14 protein-coding genes, 2 tRNA genes and 1 pseudogene are annotated in these 15,660 nt (G+C 71.7%); 9 read left to right on the top strand and 8 right to left on the bottom strand.

What is annotated here, in order from left to right:
* Positions 1-34 precede the first annotated feature (34 nt).
* The 3 genes from BGP79_RS01540 (at position 35) to BGP79_RS01530 (ending at position 4,175) form a co-directional block, all read left to right on the top strand.
* Positions 35-2,527, top strand: coding sequence for a glycoside hydrolase family 31 protein (locus BGP79_RS01540; protein WP_076692898.1), 2,493 nt, complete (start codon positions 35-37; stop codon positions 2,525-2,527).
* 185 nt (positions 2,528-2,712) lie between these two features.
* Complete coding sequence (locus tag BGP79_RS01535) at positions 2,713-3,618, top strand: mechanosensitive ion channel family protein (protein ID WP_076692897.1); 906 nt, start codon at positions 2,713-2,715, stop codon at positions 3,616-3,618.
* Positions 3,615-4,175 carry a globin gene (locus tag BGP79_RS01530; RefSeq protein WP_083701453.1) on the top strand — a complete coding sequence of 187 codons (561 nt, stop codon included), beginning with the start codon at positions 3,615-3,617 and terminating at the stop codon, positions 4,173-4,175. Before BGP79_RS01535 ends, BGP79_RS01530 begins: the two co-directional genes overlap by 4 nt.
* 12 nt (positions 4,176-4,187) lie before the next feature.
* Here the strand turns inward: BGP79_RS01530 and BGP79_RS01525 are convergent, their stop codons facing one another.
* Positions 4,188-4,943: a hypothetical protein gene (locus BGP79_RS01525; protein ID WP_369800142.1), complete on the bottom strand. Its 756-nt coding sequence runs from the start codon at positions 4,941-4,943 to the stop codon at positions 4,188-4,190.
* Between the two features lie 4 nt (positions 4,944-4,947).
* The gene (locus tag BGP79_RS01520) at positions 4,948-5,424 is read right to left on the bottom strand and encodes a thioesterase family protein (protein WP_076692896.1); all 477 of its coding nucleotides are present in this window, start codon (positions 5,422-5,424) and stop codon (positions 4,948-4,950) included.
* Positions 5,425-5,538: 114 nt separating this feature from the next.
* Between BGP79_RS01520 and BGP79_RS01515 the strand changes: the two genes are divergently transcribed.
* The gene (locus tag BGP79_RS01515) at positions 5,539-6,435 is read left to right on the top strand and encodes an acyl-CoA thioesterase II (RefSeq protein ID WP_076692895.1); all 897 of its coding nucleotides are present in this window, start codon (positions 5,539-5,541) and stop codon (positions 6,433-6,435) included.
* Between the two features lie 21 nt (positions 6,436-6,456).
* Here BGP79_RS01515 and BGP79_RS01510 read toward each other — a convergent pair whose 3' ends face one another.
* Positions 6,457-7,239, bottom strand: coding sequence for an SDR family oxidoreductase (locus BGP79_RS01510; RefSeq protein ID WP_076693275.1), 783 nt, complete (start codon positions 7,237-7,239; stop codon positions 6,457-6,459).
* Between the two features lie 109 nt (positions 7,240-7,348).
* A pseudogene (locus BGP79_RS01505) lies at positions 7,349-7,660 on the bottom strand (biopolymer transporter Tol); the annotation flags it as partial.
* Between the two features lie 65 nt (positions 7,661-7,725).
* Between BGP79_RS01505 and BGP79_RS01500 the strand changes: the two are divergent.
* Entirely contained in the window at positions 7,726-8,274 is a 549-nt protein-coding gene (locus BGP79_RS01500; RefSeq protein WP_083701452.1) for a DUF3995 domain-containing protein, read from the top strand.
* Between the two features lie 69 nt (positions 8,275-8,343).
* Here the strand turns inward: BGP79_RS01500 and ettA are convergent, their stop codons facing one another.
* The 4 genes from ettA to mptB form a co-directional block, all read right to left on the bottom strand.
* Positions 8,344-10,026 carry an energy-dependent translational throttle protein EttA gene (ettA, locus tag BGP79_RS01495; RefSeq protein WP_076692893.1) on the bottom strand — a complete coding sequence of 561 codons (1,683 nt, stop codon included), beginning with the start codon at positions 10,024-10,026 and terminating at the stop codon, positions 8,344-8,346.
* Positions 10,027-10,135: 109 nt separating this feature from the next.
* Positions 10,136-10,693, bottom strand: coding sequence for a single-stranded DNA-binding protein (locus tag BGP79_RS01490; RefSeq protein WP_076692892.1), 558 nt, complete (start codon positions 10,691-10,693; stop codon positions 10,136-10,138).
* A 285-nt stretch (positions 10,694-10,978) separates the two neighbouring features.
* Positions 10,979-11,051, bottom strand: a tRNA-Arg gene (locus BGP79_RS01485).
* A gap of 74 nt (positions 11,052-11,125) precedes the next feature.
* The gene (mptB, locus tag BGP79_RS01480) at positions 11,126-12,673 is read right to left on the bottom strand and encodes a polyprenol phosphomannose-dependent alpha 1,6 mannosyltransferase MptB (RefSeq protein ID WP_076692891.1); all 1,548 of its coding nucleotides are present in this window, start codon (positions 12,671-12,673) and stop codon (positions 11,126-11,128) included.
* A gap of 207 nt (positions 12,674-12,880) precedes the next feature.
* Here mptB and orn point away from each other — a divergent pair, with 207 nt between their 5' ends.
* The 4 genes from orn (at position 12,881) to def (ending at position 15,633) form a co-directional block, all read left to right on the top strand.
* The gene (gene orn / locus BGP79_RS01475; protein ID WP_143588256.1) at positions 12,881-13,519 is read left to right on the top strand and encodes an oligoribonuclease; all 639 of its coding nucleotides are present in this window, start codon (positions 12,881-12,883) and stop codon (positions 13,517-13,519) included.
* Between the two features lie 134 nt (positions 13,520-13,653).
* Positions 13,654-13,726 (top strand) — tRNA-His (locus BGP79_RS01470).
* A 135-nt stretch (positions 13,727-13,861) separates the two neighbouring features.
* Entirely contained in the window at positions 13,862-15,064 is a 1,203-nt protein-coding gene (locus BGP79_RS01465) for an acyl-CoA dehydrogenase family protein (RefSeq protein WP_076692890.1), read from the top strand.
* Entirely contained in the window at positions 15,061-15,633 is a 573-nt protein-coding gene (gene def / locus BGP79_RS01460; protein WP_076692889.1) for a peptide deformylase, read from the top strand. Before BGP79_RS01465 ends, def begins: the two co-directional genes overlap by 4 nt.
* Positions 15,634-15,660 lie beyond the last annotated feature (27 nt).

Here is a 15,660-nt window from a genome sequence, read left to right as displayed (position 1 = left end):
GCCCCGCCGTCCCGCACCACCGAGGAGTCGATCCGTGCCCACGCGCCCCGTCCTGCCCACCCGTCCCGTGGCCGATCCCCGCGCCGTCCTGGCCGGTGAGCACTGGCGGATCACCGTCCTCACCGAGGGCCTCGTGCGCCTGGAGTGGTCCGAGGACGGCGGCTTCGAGGACCGGGCGTCGACCTTCGCCCTGAACCGGCAGCTGCCGGTGCCGGTGTTCGAGGTGCGCGAGGACGGCATGCTCGAGATCGTCACCAGCCAGTTCCGCCTGGCCTACGACCGCCGCCCGTTCTCCCCGCAGGGCCTCTCCGTGCAGGCGACCGGCGGCTGGACGCACCACCACAGCACGTGGCGGTACGGCGACGACGAGCTGGCCCCGGTCAACCTCGGCGGCACCGCCCGCACCCTGGACGATGCGGACGGCGCCATCCCGCTCGAGGACGGCATCCTCTCCGCCAACGGCGTCGCCGTCCTCGACGACTCCCGGTCCTTCCTGTTCACCGAGGACGGCGGTTTCGGCTCCCGCGAGCCCGGGCGCACCGACCTCTACGTGTTCGCCTACAACCGGGACTACGACGGCGCACTGGCCGCCTTCCACGCCGTCTCCGGCGCCACCCCGCTGCTGCCCCGGTGGACGCTCGGCAACTGGTGGAGCCGCTACCACGACTACCACCAGGACGAGTACCTGACGCTGATGGACCGGTTCACCGCGGAGAACCTGCCGTTCTCCGTCGCCGTGGTCGACATGGACTGGCACCGCGTGGGCTCCGTGCCGCCCGGGGACGGTTCCGGGTGGACCGGGTACAGCTGGGAGCCGAGCCTCTTCCCGGACCCGGAGGCGTTCCTGACCGGTCTCCACGAGCGTGGCCTGCACACCACGCTGAACCTGCACCCGGCCGACGGGGTCCGCTCCTTCGAGGACCCGTACCCGGCGATGGCGGAGCGGATGGGCGTCGACCCGGCGTCGGGCACTCCCGTCCCCTTCGACATCACCGACCCGGCGTTCGTCGAGGCCTACTTCGACGTGCTGCACCACCCGCTCGAGGAGGCCGGTGTCGACTTCTGGTGGATCGACTGGCAGCAGGGCCACTTCAGCCGGGTGCGCGACGTCGACCCCCTGTGGCTGCTCAACCACCTGCACTTCCTGGACGCGGCGCGCGACGGCGGCCCGCTCGCAGGCCGGGCGCTGACCTTCTCCCGGTACGCCGGCCCTGGCTCCCACCGCTACCCCGTCGGCTTCTCCGGCGACACGATCATCACGTGGGACTCGCTGCGGTTCCAGCCCCGGTTCACCGCGACGGCCGCCAACATCGGCTACGGCTGGTGGAGCCACGACATCGGCGGCCACATCGACGGTGTGCGGGACGACGAGCTGATGACCCGGTGGGTTCAGCTGGGGGTCTTCTCCCCCGTGCTGCGCCTGCACTCGACGAACAACGCGTTCCTGCTCAAGGAGCCGTGGAACTACCCCGCCGAGAGCCGCACCGCGATCAGCGAGGCGCTGCGGCTGCGGCACCGGCTCGTGCCCTACCTGCACACGATGAACCACCGGGCGGCGGCCGGTACCGCCCTGGTCCGGCCGATGTACCACCTGCACCCCGGCCGCGACGAGGCGTACACCGTCCCGCACCAGTTCGCCTTCGGCTCGGAGCTGCTGGTGGCACCGATCACCTCACCGCGCGACCCGCTGACCCGCTGCGGTGCTGTCACCGCCTGGCTGCCCCCGGGCCGGTGGACCGACGTCGTCAGCGGGCAGACCTACGACGGCGACCGGTCCCTCGTCCTCCACCGCGACCTCGACGCCATCCCCGTGCTGCTGGCCGACGGCGGCATCCTGCCGCTCGCGGGCACCAGCAACGCCGACACCGACCAACTCGACGCCGCCGCGCTGCCGACCGCGCTGGAGGTGCTGATCGCCCCCGGGGACACCGGCGCCTTCGACCTGGTCGAGGACGACGGCACGGGCTCAGGTCCGGACACGCCGACCGTCGTCACCGGGCTGCGGTGGGAGCCGAGCGTCCAGGACGACCTGGTCTCCACGAACGGGAAGTCGGGCATGGATGCCCAGCCCGGCCCCGGCCGCCTGGTCATCCTGTCCGCCGAAGCGCACCCGTCACCGGACGGCACCCGGACCGTCGAGGCCGCCGACGTCGTCCCGACCGAACGCACGTGGACCGTCACCTGGCTCAGTGACCACCGGCCGAGCGCGGTGACCGTGGAGGGCGATCCGCTCGAGGTGCAGACCGGCGACGCGCACCGGTTCAGCGTCACCGTCACCGCGCCGACCGACCGGACGCTGGTGCTGCACCTGACGTTCGACGAGCCCGCCCCGGCTCCCGCCCCCGACCGGGACGCCCTGCTCGCCCGGCTCGCGGGCGCGCAGTGGCTGAACGACGCCAAGCCGCCGGTGTGGGCGCTGATCACCTCGGACCGGCCGATCGCGGCGAAGCTGGCGGGGTTGCAGGCTCTCGACGTGCCCGCGGCGCTGCTGGGATCCCTGACGGAGCTGCTGACCGCGCGGGACTGAGCGCGCGGGCTTCTCCCGCCGGCGGCGTGAGCGGCCCTGCATTCATCCGCGCCGGCGTCACCGGTGCGGCATCATGCCGCCGGTAGTCAGGCCGGCGTGGCCCGTCTCACGGCGCGTTTCCAAGCGTCCGGACAGGCTCGGCGCCTACGCTGGATCGGTCCCCATCCGCTGCGGAAGGATTCTGCGTGTCCGTGCTCCCCTCGATGGCCGACGCGAGCGAGCCCCTCCAGTCGGTCGCTCAGGCGGCCGACCAGATCGACGTCGTCCGCCTGCTCTGGATCCTCGGCGCCGCCATCGTCGCCTGGGTCGTCGTGCGCCTGTTCATCAACGTCGTCGTCGGCCGCATCCGCAAGGGCAACACCATCTTCAAGCGGGGGGGCTTCCGCTGGGCCGCGCCGTCGATCCACCCGGACGACCACGTGCGCCGGGCCCAGCGGGCAGAGACCATCGGGTCGCTGCTGAAGTCGGTGGCGGCCGTGATCATCTGCGCTCTCGCCATCACCACCGGGCTGCAGGCCCTCGGCTGGAACATCGCCCCGCTGCTCGCGAGCGTCAGTATCGCCGGTGTCGCCATCGGCTTCGGCGCCCAGCAGCTGATCCGCGACTTCATCGCCGGCATCTTCCTGACCGTCGAGGACCAGTTCGGCATCGGCGACGTCATCCAGGTCGGCACCATCGAGGGCCGCGTCGAGGCGGTCAGCCTGCGCATCACGCGGCTGGTCGACGACGACGGCACCATCTGGTATCTGCGCAACGGCGAGATGCTGATGATCGGCAACAAGAGCCAGGGCAAGAGCGCGTCCTACCGGCGCCGCCGCAAGTCGCCGATCAAGCGCACCGCCCACCCCGGCACCGCCCAGCAGCGCACCGTGTACCGGCCGATCACCGACCAGCACGCCGTCACCACCCCGCGCACCGCGAATCAGCGCGTCGTCACCCGTCAGGCCGTCGACAGGCGCAGCGCGGACACGCGCAGCCAGCCCGCGGTCGACGGATCCGCGCCGGGCAGCACGCGCGAGGGCACCGACGCCCGCACCACCACCGGCCGCACCACCACCTCCCGGGACACCGGCGAAGGGAACCGCTCATGACCGACCACCCACACGGCCCCCACGGCTCCGCTCCCGTTCCCGACCGGACCTCCGATGCCGCTCGGCCCGCACTCGGCGTCGGGCCCGGGCAAGCGGCCCAGCTCCGGCCCGCCGGCGCGGGCGTGTTCACGCCGCCGCCCTCGACGTTCTACGAGGACGTCGGCGGAGCGCCGACGTTCCGGGCGTTGACGGACGCGTTCTACGACGGGGTGGCCGGCGACCCGGACCTGCGGGCCCTCTATCCCGAGGAGGACCTCGGACCGGCGAAGGACCGGCTCCGGCTGTTCCTCGAGCAGTACTGGGGCGGGCCCACCACGTACTCGCAGGAACGCGGCCACCCGCGGCTGCGGATGCGGCACCACCCCTTCGCCGTCACCCCGGCGATGCGGGAGCGGTGGCTCAAGCACATGCGCGACGCCGTCGACACGCTGACGCTGGCGCCGCTGCACGAGCAGATGCTGTGGGACTACCTCGAGCGGGCCGCCCACGCGATGGTCAACGCCCCCGAGGATCCGCAGGACCCGGCGCACGCCGTCCGGGGCGCGCAGGACTCCTGACCCTCCGCCGGGTCAGACCTTGACCAGGACGTGGCCGCGGGCGTTGCTCAGGCGCAGCCATCGCTGGGCGCCGTACACGGACATGTCGTCCGCCGGACCGGACGGAGCGCCGGGAGCGACCGTGCGGCCGAGGAAGCCGAGCAGTTCCGCGGCGTAGGCGGCCGCCAGCGGGATCCGGTGCTGGTCGCCGGCGTCGGGGCCGGCCGGAACGTCGGCCCCCGGTTCGCGAGCGAACAGCCCCTCCGCCGGGGCGGCCAGCACCGCGCGGCGCACCGTGTGCAGCACGGCGCTGCCGGCGTCCTGCGGGAGGGCGTCACGGACCAGGTCGATGCCCTGCCGGGCCGCCTCACGCAGCCGGCCGGTGGGGGCCATGCCGAACGGTTCCCAGCCTCGACGCGGCGCGGCGATCCCGGCCCAGGGCTCCGTCACCGTCGTCGGGGGCACCGGCAGCCGCCGGGCGTCGCCATCTCCGGCCCCTGCCGCAGCCGCCTCGGCCGTGCGTGCCAGGCGGTCGGCCACCGCACCGAGCGGCACGGTCACGTCGAGCCCGTCCGTGGCGTCGTCCGCCAGCGCCATCGTGCGCATCCCGAGCACCGTGGGCCCCGATTCGCCGAAACCGGGCGGCCGGAGCACGCACACCGTCGCCGCGAGCACCGACCCGGTGACGGCCAGCCGGATGCCGCCGTCGTCCACCTGCCGGGCCCGAGCGACGAACGTGCGCAGATCCTCCGCCGAAGTCGCATCGGCGAACATCAGATCCGGGGTCACCGCGTCACTTCCGGCGCCGGAACGGGACCGGCTCGCCGTGCCAGTGCTCCAGGGCGGCGCGCTGCTCGGGCGTGAGCCGGACGGGCGACCCGGTGGAGCGGTCGACGAGCACCATCGTGGTGGCGCCGAGGGCGTACACCGTCGACTCGTCGCGCTCGGCGACCAGGTAACCGAAGTCGTAGCTCGACCCGCCGACGCTGGTGACCCAGATCTTCACGAAAACGGGACGGTTGCGGTAGGTCAGGGGCTGGCGGTACTCGATCTCCTGCCGGCCGACGAGGGTGAAGCGCTCCGGCCCCACCAGGTCGTCGAACGTCTGCCCGGCCCGGCCCGCGGGCAGCAGCACCTCGTCGAGCGGGGCGTGTGCCAGCTGGACGCGGGCGTTCTCGAAGTACTGCAGGTAGACGACGTTGTTGACATGGCCGTAGGCGTCCATGTCGCCGAACCGCAGTTGGACGGGCATGTAGAGGGAATCGGGCATGCGTCCATCCTTCCAGAGGGCACCGGGCCTCGCCGCCGACCGCCTATCATGTATCCGGGACGCCGCGTCTCGCACACTCGATCGGAACCGCACCGCCACCCCTGAGGAGGGCCGATGTCCGCACTGGACTCGCCGGAGACCCGCACCCGGAATCTGCTGCACGTGCTCGACGTCGACGACCTGGACGGCGCCCGCACCACGGAGGACGTCTTCGTCGGCGTCTCCGAGCGGCAGCCGCGGGGCCGGGTGTTCGGGGGCCAGGTGCTCGCCCAGTCCATCATCGCGGCGATGCGCACGGTCGAGGACGTCCGTCCCATCCATTCCCTGCACGGCTACTTCCTCCGGCCCGGCGACTCGGAGAAGCCGATCACCTACGGCATCGAGCGGCTGAGGGACGGCCGCTCGTTCTCCGCGCGGCGGGCCCACGCGTACCAGAACGGCCTGCCGATCCTGTCGATGATCGCGTCGTTCCAGACCGAGGACGAGGGCCTGGACCACCAGGAGGAGATGCCGGACGTGCCGGGGCCGGAGACGCTGCCGACGACGGCGGACCTGCTCGCCGGCCTCGACCACCCGATGGCCCGCAAGTGGTCCGACGACCGGCCCTTCGACATCCGCCACCTCGACGGCGGGGTCTACCTGCGGCCGGATCCAACGCGGCCCGCCTCGCAGGCCGTGTGGATGCGCACGCACGGCCCGATGCCCGACGACGAGAACCTCAACCGTGCGGCGCTGGCATACGCGACCGACTTCACGATCCTCGAGTCGATCCTGCGCCGGCACGGCCTCGCCTGGTCGACCCCGGGCGTCAGTTTCGCCTCCCTCGACCACGCGATGTGGTGGCACCGCCCCGTGCGGGTCGACGAGTGGCTGCTCTACGTGCAGAACTCGCCGTCCGCCTCCGGGGCCCGTGGCCTGGGCATCGGCCGGATCTTCACCCGCGACGGCGCCCTCGTCGCCACCGTCGCGCAGGAAGGCATGGTCCGGGTGCCCGCCGGGACCGGCGACTGAGCCTCCGTCCCGCCGGCTTCCCTAGAGCGAGATCGAGAAGCCGCCGTCGGAGTGCAGCAGCTGGCCGTTGACCCAGCCACCGTCCGGGGAGAGCAGGAAGGCGATCAGGGCGGCGGCGTCGTCCGGTGTGCCGAGCCGGCCCGTCGGCTGCAGCGCCGTGAGCTCGGACCGCACGGCGTCGTCCATCCAGCCCGTGTCGACCGGTCCGGGATTGACGACGTTGGCCCGGATGCCCTGCCCGCCGAGTTCCTTCGCCGCGGCGATGACGATCCGGTCCAGGGCCCCCTTGCTGGCCCCGTAGGGCAGATTGAAGGCGACGTGGTCGCTGGTCAGGGCCACGATCCGGCCGCGGCCGGACAGCTCGGCCGGGAACTGGGCCGCGAACGCGCGGATCAGCTGCCACGGCGCCCGGGCGTTGACCGCCAGGTGCCGGTCGAAGCTCTCGACGGTGGTGTCGGCGATGGCCGAGTCGACCGATTCGGCGTGGCTGAGCACGAGCGCGGCGACGGAGCCGTGCGCCGCACGGGCCTGCTCGATCACACGGTCCGGGACGGCGGGGTCGGCGAGGTCGGCCTCCAGGACGCTCACGCGGGCGCCGTGGCCCCGCAGCTCGGCGACCAGCGCCTCGACGTCACCGGGCGTCGATCCCCACGGCATGCGCTGCTCGTAGGCGGTCCACACCGGCAGCACCAGGTCCCACCCGTCGGTGGCGAGGCGCCGGCAGATCGCGGCGCCGATGTTGGTGGACCGGCCGACGCCGGTGACGACGGCGGTCAGCCGCTCGGCGTTCTCGTGTGCCTTCACCCGGCCGAGACTAGCGTCCGTGCCGGTCGGCGTCCGGCTCGCCACCCCGCGCGCCGGTCACGGTGTCGGCGTCGCGCGGGGCCCTCGTGACCTGGGAATCGGACTCCGCGTCGAGCGCGTCGAGTTCGGTCAGCGCATCGCGGGCGCGGCCGATCCGGTCCGCCTCCTCCTCGTCCCACCAGCGGGGTCCGCGTTCGCCGAGCCCGTGCTTGGCCAGGCCGACCCGGCGGCGGGCGGCCGACACCGCATCGTCGTCACCGGCGGTCTTCGCCGTCCGGACTCCCGACCGACCGCGTCCGAGGTGCGACTTCAGGGCCGCGACGACGTCGTCCGGCAGGCACGGATCGGTCCGCCGCCAGCGCCGGCCGTTGACCACCAGCCACCGCTCGTCCTCGTTCGCCGCGTCCGTCCCCGTCGCCATGCCGCTCCCTCGTCTCGCCCCCGTCCGTTCCCGACGCCAGTCTGTCAGGCCGCTAGCGTGAGGGCATGGACGAGCATCGTCGGCGCCGCCGGAGCCTGGCCTGCGTGTGGCTGGCCGGTGCGGCCGGCCTGGTGCACGCCGGCTTCAGCTTCTACTGGGCGTTCGGTGGCCGGGCGCTGTTGAGCACCGTCGGGTCCTGGGCGGTGCAGCTGGCTGCGGACGCGCCCGTCGCGGCGGGGCTCGGCCTCGGCGCGGTGGCCGCAGTGAAGGCGGCGGCCGCGATCATTCCGATCGCCGTCGCCCACGACCGGATCGGCGGGCGACGTGTCTGGCGGGCGGTCAGCTGGGCGGGGGCGGTCGTGCTGATCGGCTACGGCGGGGCCAACACGGCCGTGAGCAATGCGGTGCTCGCCGGGCTGATCGAGCCCGATGGCGGCTACGACCGCGACGCGATGATCGGCCACGCGTGGCTGTGGGACCCGCTGTTCCTGGTGTGGGGCCTCGCGCTCCTCGCTCACCTGGGCTGGAGCCGTCGACGGCGCACGACGGGCACCGGCGGCAGGCGACGGCGGACCGCACCCGTGGCGGGCGTGGGCGACCGTCCCCAGGCGTGACGAAGCCCCGGGCAGGAATACCTGCCCGGGGCTTCGTTCTGGCTGCGCCGGACCCTGCGGGGGCCGGGGTCAGTCGCGGGTGAGCTTGCGGTGGGTCACGCGGTGCGGGCGAGCGGCGTCCGCGCCGAGGCGGGACACCTTGTTCTCCTCGTACGCCTCGAAGTTGCCCTCGAACCAGTACCAGTTCGCCGGCTCGTCGTCCGTGCCCTCGTAGGCCAGGATGTGGGTGGCGACCCGGTCGAGGAACCACCGGTCGTGGGAGACGACGACGGCGCAGCCGGGGAACTCGAGCAGCGCGTTCTCGAGGCTGCCGAGCGTCTCCACGTCCAGGTCGTTGGTGGGCTCGTCGAGGAGCAGCAGGTTACCGCCCTGCTTGAGGGTCAGCGCCAGGTTCAGACGGTTCCGCTCACCACCGGAGAGCACCCCCGCCTTCTTCTGCTGGTCCGGCCCCTTGAATCCGAAGGCGGAGACGTAGGCGCGGGACGGCATCTCGACGTTGCCGACGTTGATGTAGTCCAGCCCGTCGGAGACGACCTCCCACAGCGACTTGTTCGGGTCGATGCCGCCGCGGCTCTGGTCGACGTACGCGATCCGCACGGTGTCGCCGATCCGCAGCTCGCCGCCGTCCAAGTCCTCCTGACCGACGATCGTCTTGAACAGCGTGGTCTTGCCGACGCCGTTCGGGCCGATGATGCCGACGATGCCGTTGCGCGGCAGCGTGAAGGACAGGCCGTCGATCAGCAACCGATCGCCGAAGCCCTTGCGCAGCTGGGACGCCTCGATGACCTGGCTGCCCAGGCGCGGTCCCGGCGGGATCTGGATCTCCTCGAAGTCCAGCTTCCGGGTGCGCTCCGCCTCGGCGGCCATCTCCTCGTAGCGAGCCAGACGGGCCTTGGACTTCGTCTGGCGGCCCTTGGCGTTGGAGCGGACCCAGTCGAGCTCGTCGCTGAGCCGCTTCGCCATCTTCGCGTCCTTCTTGCCCTGCACCTCCAGGCGGGCGCGCTTCTTCTCCAGGTAGGTGGAGTAGTTGCCCTCGTAGGGGTAGAGCCGGCCGCGGTCGACCTCACAGATCCACTCGGCCACGTGGTCCAGGAAGTACCGGTCGTGAGTGACGGCAAGGACGGCGCCCGGGTACGCGGCGAGGTGGGACTCCAGCCACTGCACGCTCTCCGCGTCCAGGTGGTTGGTGGGCTCGTCGAGCAGCAGCAGGTCCGGCTTGCTCAGCAGCAGCTTGCACAGCGCGACACGACGGCGCTCACCACCGGAGAGGACGGTGACGTCGGCGTCCGGCGGCGGGCAGCGCAGGGCGTCCATCGCCTGCTCGAGCTGGGAGTCGAGGTCCCACGCGTCGGCGGCGTCGATCGCCTCCTGCAGCTTGCCCATCTCCTCGAGCAGCGCGTCGTAGTCGGCGTCCGGGTTCGCCATCTCCTCGGAGATCGCGTTGAACCGCTGGATCTTCCCGTAGATCTCGCCGACGCCCTCCTGGACGTTGCCCAGGACGGTCTTCTCCTCGTTCAGGGGCGGTTCCTGCTGGAGGATGCCGACCGTGTACCCGGCGCTGAGCCGGGCCTCACCGTTCGAGGGCGTGTCCAGGCCGGCCATGATCTTGAGGATGGTCGACTTGCCGGCACCGTTCGGCCCGACGACGCCGATCTTGGCTCCGGGGAAGAACGACATGCTGACATCGTCGAGGATGACCTTGTCGCCCACCGCCTTGCGCGCTTTGGTCATGGTGTAGATGAATTCGGCCATGCTTTCAAGGCTAGTCGGTGGCCCCGCCCATGTCCTACCCGGCCCCGTGCGTTCCACGTCACCGTCACCGTCCATGCGGTCCCATCCCGTCCCGTTCGGGAGTGACCGGTCAGAAGGGCACGGTCTCCTTCTCCTCCGCCTCCTCGAACGCGTCCGCCGTGACGGTCGTCAGCTCCCGCTCGTCGGCCGTCGAGGCATCCGCCGTCTCCCCGGTCGCGGTGGGGGCGCTCTCGTCCCCGCCGTCCTCGTCCAGGATCTCCCCGGTCGCGGCGTCGACGCCGGCGGGCGCCCGCTCGGTGCCGGCCGTGCCGCCGCTGCCGCCCTGGAAGTGCGTCGTGCCCAGCCGGAGGTTGTGGCCGATGCTGTCGGCCTCGATCTGCACGTTGGTGCCGGACTTGCCGTCCCGCTCCCAGGGCCGCACCTTCAGCCGGCCCGTCACGACCACGGGCTGCCCCTTCGCGAGGCTGCACCCGGCGTTGCGGGCGAGGTTGCGGAAGCAGACCACGGAGTACCAGTTGGTCGCCCCGTCCACCCACGCCCCGGTCTGCCGGTCCAGCCAGCGTTCCGTGCTCGCGAGCCGGAAGTTCGTGATCGCGTCCCCCTTCGCGGTGGTGCTGCCGGTGACGTCCGACCCGATGTTCCCCACCACGGTGATCGTCTCGCTCATCTCTCGTCCCGCCTTCCTGGCGTCCCTCTGCTCGTCCGCGGAGCGTCTCCGCGGCCCGGTGGTGCACCGGTGGCACCAGCTTCGGTGGCCGGGACGGGCGGCGGGCGGGGAAGGGTCGGCGATGTGGACAACGGGCGTCGACGTCGCCGGTGTGGAGGGAGAAGCGTCGCCGGTGTGGAGGGAGGAGAAGCATCCGCGGGTCCGGTCGACGCTGCGCGGCCCTGCTGCGGGCGGGCGACGCCGGCCTCCGGGAGAGGTCTCCGGCGGCCGGCCTCGTCAGATGAGTGCCCCAGGAGGGAGTCGAACCCCCGACCAAGAGATTAGAAGGCTCCTGCTCTATCCGCTGAGCTACTGGGGCCAGGGCGGTGCTTCCACCGACAACCCTAGCAACGGGTGCCTGCCGGCCGAGCCGGACGGGCGGCGTCGCCGCGGTCAGATGGTCAACGGCCGCGAGGCGTCCCAGTACTTCTTGCGGAACAGGTGGTTGGTGCGCGGATCCACGAAGATCAGGTACAGCGCGAAGCCGACGCCGATCAGCGCCGCGAGCTGCCGCGCGAGGTTCAGGTCGACGTTGAGGTACGGGAAGACGTCCAGCTGGTCGCTGATCGCATAGATCATCAGGAACGCCATGATCAGGAAGAGAGCGCGCACCTGCCAGTCGTCCCGCACGCCGGTGACGGCGAACAGCGGCAGCAGCCAGACGACGTACCAGGACTGGATCATCGGGGAGAACAGGACGATGGCGGCCATCGCGAGCGTCATCCGGCGGATCAGCTTCTCGTGGTTGCCGACGAAGAACAGCCAGATCACCACCGCGAACCCGGCGACCTTGCCGATCGTGTGCACGATCGTGGCCGCGCCCCAGCCGTCCAGGCCGAAGGCGTTCAGGCCGGTGGCCACCATCAGACCGAGCAGGCCGACCGGCGCGTACCAGATCCACACGTTGCCGGTGGTGCTCAGGGCGCCGATCCAGCCGAACCCCAGCCCGTTGAGCACCCCGGCCACGCCGAGGACGGCCAGGGAGATCGCGCCGGTGATGGCGCAGTAGCCGATCCGGCGGGGCCACGAGGCGCCGCGACCGGCCCACATCAGCCCGAGGAACGGCAGGAAGACGATGGTGATCGGCTTGATGCCGACCGACGCGGTGACGAGCAGGATGCCGAGGACGGGCCGACGGATCGCCGTCAGGTAGATGCCGGCGACGGCGAGGCCGATCATCAGCGCGTCGTTGTGGGCGGCGGCGATGAAGTTGGTCAGGAACAGTGGATTGGCCACGGAGAGCCAGAGGGCCCGGGTGGGGTCGATGCCGTGCAGTCGCGCGAGCTTCGGCACCACCCACAGGCACAGCAGGATGCCGATCAGGGACGAGAGCCGGAACAGCACGACGGACCACTCGAGATTGGCCCCGGTGACGGTGACGATGCCCTGCTCGATGGCCAGGAAGAGGGGGCCGTACGGGGGCGGGCTCTCGGACCAGAGCTGGTCGGCGCCGCGCTGGAAGAATCCCTCGATGCTGGAGACGCCGTCGTGGTACGGATCGAGCCCGTTGACCATGACGAGGCCCTGCGCGATGTAGGAGTAGACGTCCCGGCTGAACAGCGGGATGGTCGCGTACATCGGCACGCCCCAGAGCCCGATCGCCCGCAGCACCGACCGCCGCGCGTCGTCGGAGGACCAGTCGCGGACCTGCTGGCCGAGCCGCAGCCACGCCCGCACCAGCAGCATGCCGCCGACGGCGAGCAGGATGACGGAGACGACGACGCCCACGGTCGTGAAGCGCATCGGGATGATCAGCGGGTTCTGCCGCAGCGGGGACGAGCCGGGCAACCAGCCGACACCGAGCGAACCGATCACGAGCAGGAGCGATCCGACGAGTCCCTGGATCAGGGACGATGGCCGCCGGAGCCGGCGACGCGTGGTCGCGGTGGACCCCTCGGACTCCGCCGCCGGTGTCCGCCCGGCCGGAGGAGACTGGGTCATGCAGGTACTCCTCGCTGGCTCGATGCGCCTGCACCGGTTCTCGCCCGGCACTGGTCCCACGGGCCGGCGGGCGCCCTCAGCCTACCATCGACGCCCCTCGTCACGGGGGTTTCGACCGGCTGTCCGGACGGTCCCGGGGAGACGTTCCGCACGCCGACGCGACGCCGATCGACGACGATCGTCGGTGGCGCCGGTTAGGTTGGGACCGTGGCTACAACACAGGAACGAATCGTCTGGATCGACTGCGAGATGACCGGGCTGGACCCGGTCGCCGACGCCCTGATCGAGGTCGCGGTGCTCGTCACCGACTCCGAGCTGAACATCCTCGGGGACGGGGTCGACGTCGTCATCCGTCCACCCGAGGGCGCGATCGAGGCGATGGGCGACTTCGTGCGGCAGATGCACACGACCTCCGGCCTGATCACCGAGCTCGACGGCGGCGTGAGCCTCGAGGAGGCGCAGCGCCAGGTCATGGAGTACCTGCGGGAGTTCGTGCCGGAGCCGAGGAAGGCACCGCTGGCCGGCAACTCGGTGGGCACCGACCGGGTGTTCCTCGTCCGGGACATGCCCGAGGTCGTCGAGCACCTGCACTACCGGATCATCGACGTCTCCACCATCAAGGAGCTCTCCCGCCGGTGGTTCCCGCGTGCCTACTTCCAGGCGCCGGCAAAGACGGGCGGGCACCGAGCGCTGGGCGACATCAAGGACTCCATCGACGAGCTGCGCTACTACCGGGGCGCCGTCATGGTGCCGCCGCCGGGGCCGGACTCAGAGACGGCCAAGCGGATCTCCGCGCAGGTCGTGGCTGCATCGGCCGCATCGGCGGAGCCCACCGAGACCGCCTGACCCGCCGGCGTGAGGCCGCTCACGTGGGACGCGCCGTGGTCGGGCGCCCTCCGCCCAGCCTGTACACTGGTTCTCGCTGCTTTGGCCCGGAACGACCCTGACGGGAGTTCCGCGACGGCCGGAAGCGGCTCCTGGTGGGTATAGCTCAGTTGGCAGAGCGTCTGGTTGTGGTCCAGAAGGTCGCGGGTTCGACCCCCGTTACTCACCCCGATGTGAAGGCCGCCCGGTGATCCGGTGCGGCCTTCACGCGTTCGCGCGGGCCTCCTCTCCCCCGCCGGGCAGCAGGACGCGTGCGATCCGCGCAGGCGAGAGGGTCGGCACGACCACGAGGGCGAGGCACCCATGAAGCGAGCGTTCTTCACCGAGGACCAGGAGCTGTTCCGCGAGGTCGCGGCGGAGTTCGTGCGCCGGGAGGTCGCCCCGCACTACCGCCGGTGGGACGAGGACCACCTGATCCCCCGTTCCGTGTGGACCGCCGCCGGCGAGCAGGGACTCGTCGGCCTGGCCGTCCCGGAGGAGCACGGCGGCGCCGGTCTGGACGACTACCGGTTCCGGGTGGTGCTCGACGAGGAGCTCGCGAAGGCCGGCGCGCTCGGACTCGCCCTCGCCTTCCACCTGCACGACGACCTCGTGCTTCCCGCCCTGCTGACGCACGGCACCGAGGAGCAGAAGGCGCGGTGGCTGCCGGCGATGGCCAGCGGCGAACTCGTCACCTCGTGCGCCTGGACCGAGCCGGGCGCCGGTTCCGACCTGCGCGGTGTCCGTACCCGCGCGGTGCCCGACGGGGACGGCGGGTGGCGGCTGTCGGGTCAGAAGACCTTCATCGGCAACGGCATCTCCGGCGACGCCGCCCTGGTGTTCGCCCGGACCGACGGCTCCACCGGCCGCGGCGGCGAGGACAGCTTCTCCCTCTTCCTCGTCGAGAAGGGCGAGGGGTACACGACCGGCAAGCAGCTGGACAAGATGGGGCTGCGCGCCTCCGACACGGCCGAGCTGTTCTTCGACGACGTCGCCGTCCCCGCCAGCAACCTGATCGGGGAGCTCGGGGCCGGCCTGCGCTATGTGCGCGAGGGGGTCCCGCAGGCGCGCCTGGCGATCGCCGCCGCGGCGGCCGTCGTCGTCCGGCAGTCCTACGAGGAGACCGTCACCTACACCGCGGACCGTTCGGTGTTCGACGGCCGGGTCCTGGACCTGCCGACCACCCGCTTCACCCTCGCCGACCTGCTCACCGAGGTCGAGGTCACCGAGGGCTACGTGGACCGGGCGGTGCTGGCGTTCAACGACGGCACGCTCTCCCCCGCCGAGGCGGCCCGCGTCAAGCTGTGGGCGAGCGAGCGGGCCACGTCGATCACCGACCGCTGCCTGCAGCTGCACGGCGGCTACGGCTACATCCTCGAGTACCCCATCGCGCAGGCGTTCCTCGCCGCCCGGCTGCTGACCATCTTCGGCGGCACCAGCGAGATCATGAAGCGCACCATCGGCCGGGACATCGCCGGCAGCCGAGTCGACGGTTCCCGTGCCGGAACCGGGAAGGAGGACGCATGACCGTCCGTCCGGTCGTGATCTGGGGGGACCCGGTGCTGCACACGCGTGCCGCCGAGGTCGCCGTGTTCGACGACAATCTGCGCACCCTGATCGCGGACATGTTCGAGACCATGGACGCCGCCAACGGCGTGGGTCTGGCCGCCCCGCAGGTCGGCGTCGGGCTGCGCCTCTTCACGTGGGGGATGCCGAACGAGGACGACGCCCCCGATCGTGGCGTCGTCGTCAATCCGTCCCTGACCATCGGGAAGATCTCGGGCCTGGACCCGGACCCCGACGAGGACTCCGAGGGCTGCCTGTCCTTCCCCGGCGAGTCGTACCCGCTGCAGCGGGCGGAGTGGGCACGGGTCACCGGGTTCGACGGCGACGGCAACCCACTGGACTTCGAGGCGACCGGGTGGTTCGCCCGGTGCATGCAGCACGAGTACGACCATCTGGACGGCAAGCTGTACGTGGACCGGCTCAACCCCCGGTGGGGCAAGAAGGCGAAGAAGGCCGCGAAGGTGAACGGCTGGAAGGGCGCCGGCACCACCTGGATGCCCGGCGTCGACCCGGACCCCTTCGGCCACTGACGCCGGCCCCGGCTCGAGGAACCGGGG

It is taken from the genome of Tersicoccus sp. Bi-70 (assembly GCF_001968825.1).
Classification (GTDB): domain Bacteria; phylum Actinomycetota; class Actinomycetes; order Actinomycetales; family Micrococcaceae; genus Tersicoccus.
Note: the sequence above shows the minus strand (reverse complement) of the source record. Positions and strands in the feature narration are given on the sequence as shown.

Coding starts and splice junctions, on each gene's coding strand:
- BGP79_RS01500 (WP_083701452.1), top strand. CDS start 7,726: ATGGACGAGCATCGTCGGCGCCGCCGGAGCCTGGCCTGCGTGTGGCTG.
- BGP79_RS01490 (WP_076692892.1), bottom strand. CDS start 10,693: ATGAGCGAGACGATCACCGTGGTGGGGAACATCGGGTCGGACGTCACC.
- mptB (WP_076692891.1), bottom strand. CDS start 12,673: ATGACCCAGTCTCCTCCGGCCGGGCGGACACCGGCGGCGGAGTCCGAG.
- def (WP_076692889.1), top strand. CDS start 15,061: ATGACCGTCCGTCCGGTCGTGATCTGGGGGGACCCGGTGCTGCACACG.
- BGP79_RS01515 (WP_076692895.1), top strand. CDS start 5,539: ATGTCCGCACTGGACTCGCCGGAGACCCGCACCCGGAATCTGCTGCAC.
- BGP79_RS01465 (WP_076692890.1), top strand. CDS start 13,862: ATGAAGCGAGCGTTCTTCACCGAGGACCAGGAGCTGTTCCGCGAGGTC.
- BGP79_RS01530 (WP_083701453.1), top strand. CDS start 3,615: ATGACCGACCACCCACACGGCCCCCACGGCTCCGCTCCCGTTCCCGAC.
- BGP79_RS01520 (WP_076692896.1), bottom strand. CDS start 5,424: ATGCCCGATTCCCTCTACATGCCCGTCCAACTGCGGTTCGGCGACATG.
- ettA (WP_076692893.1), bottom strand. CDS start 10,026: ATGGCCGAATTCATCTACACCATGACCAAAGCGCGCAAGGCGGTGGGC.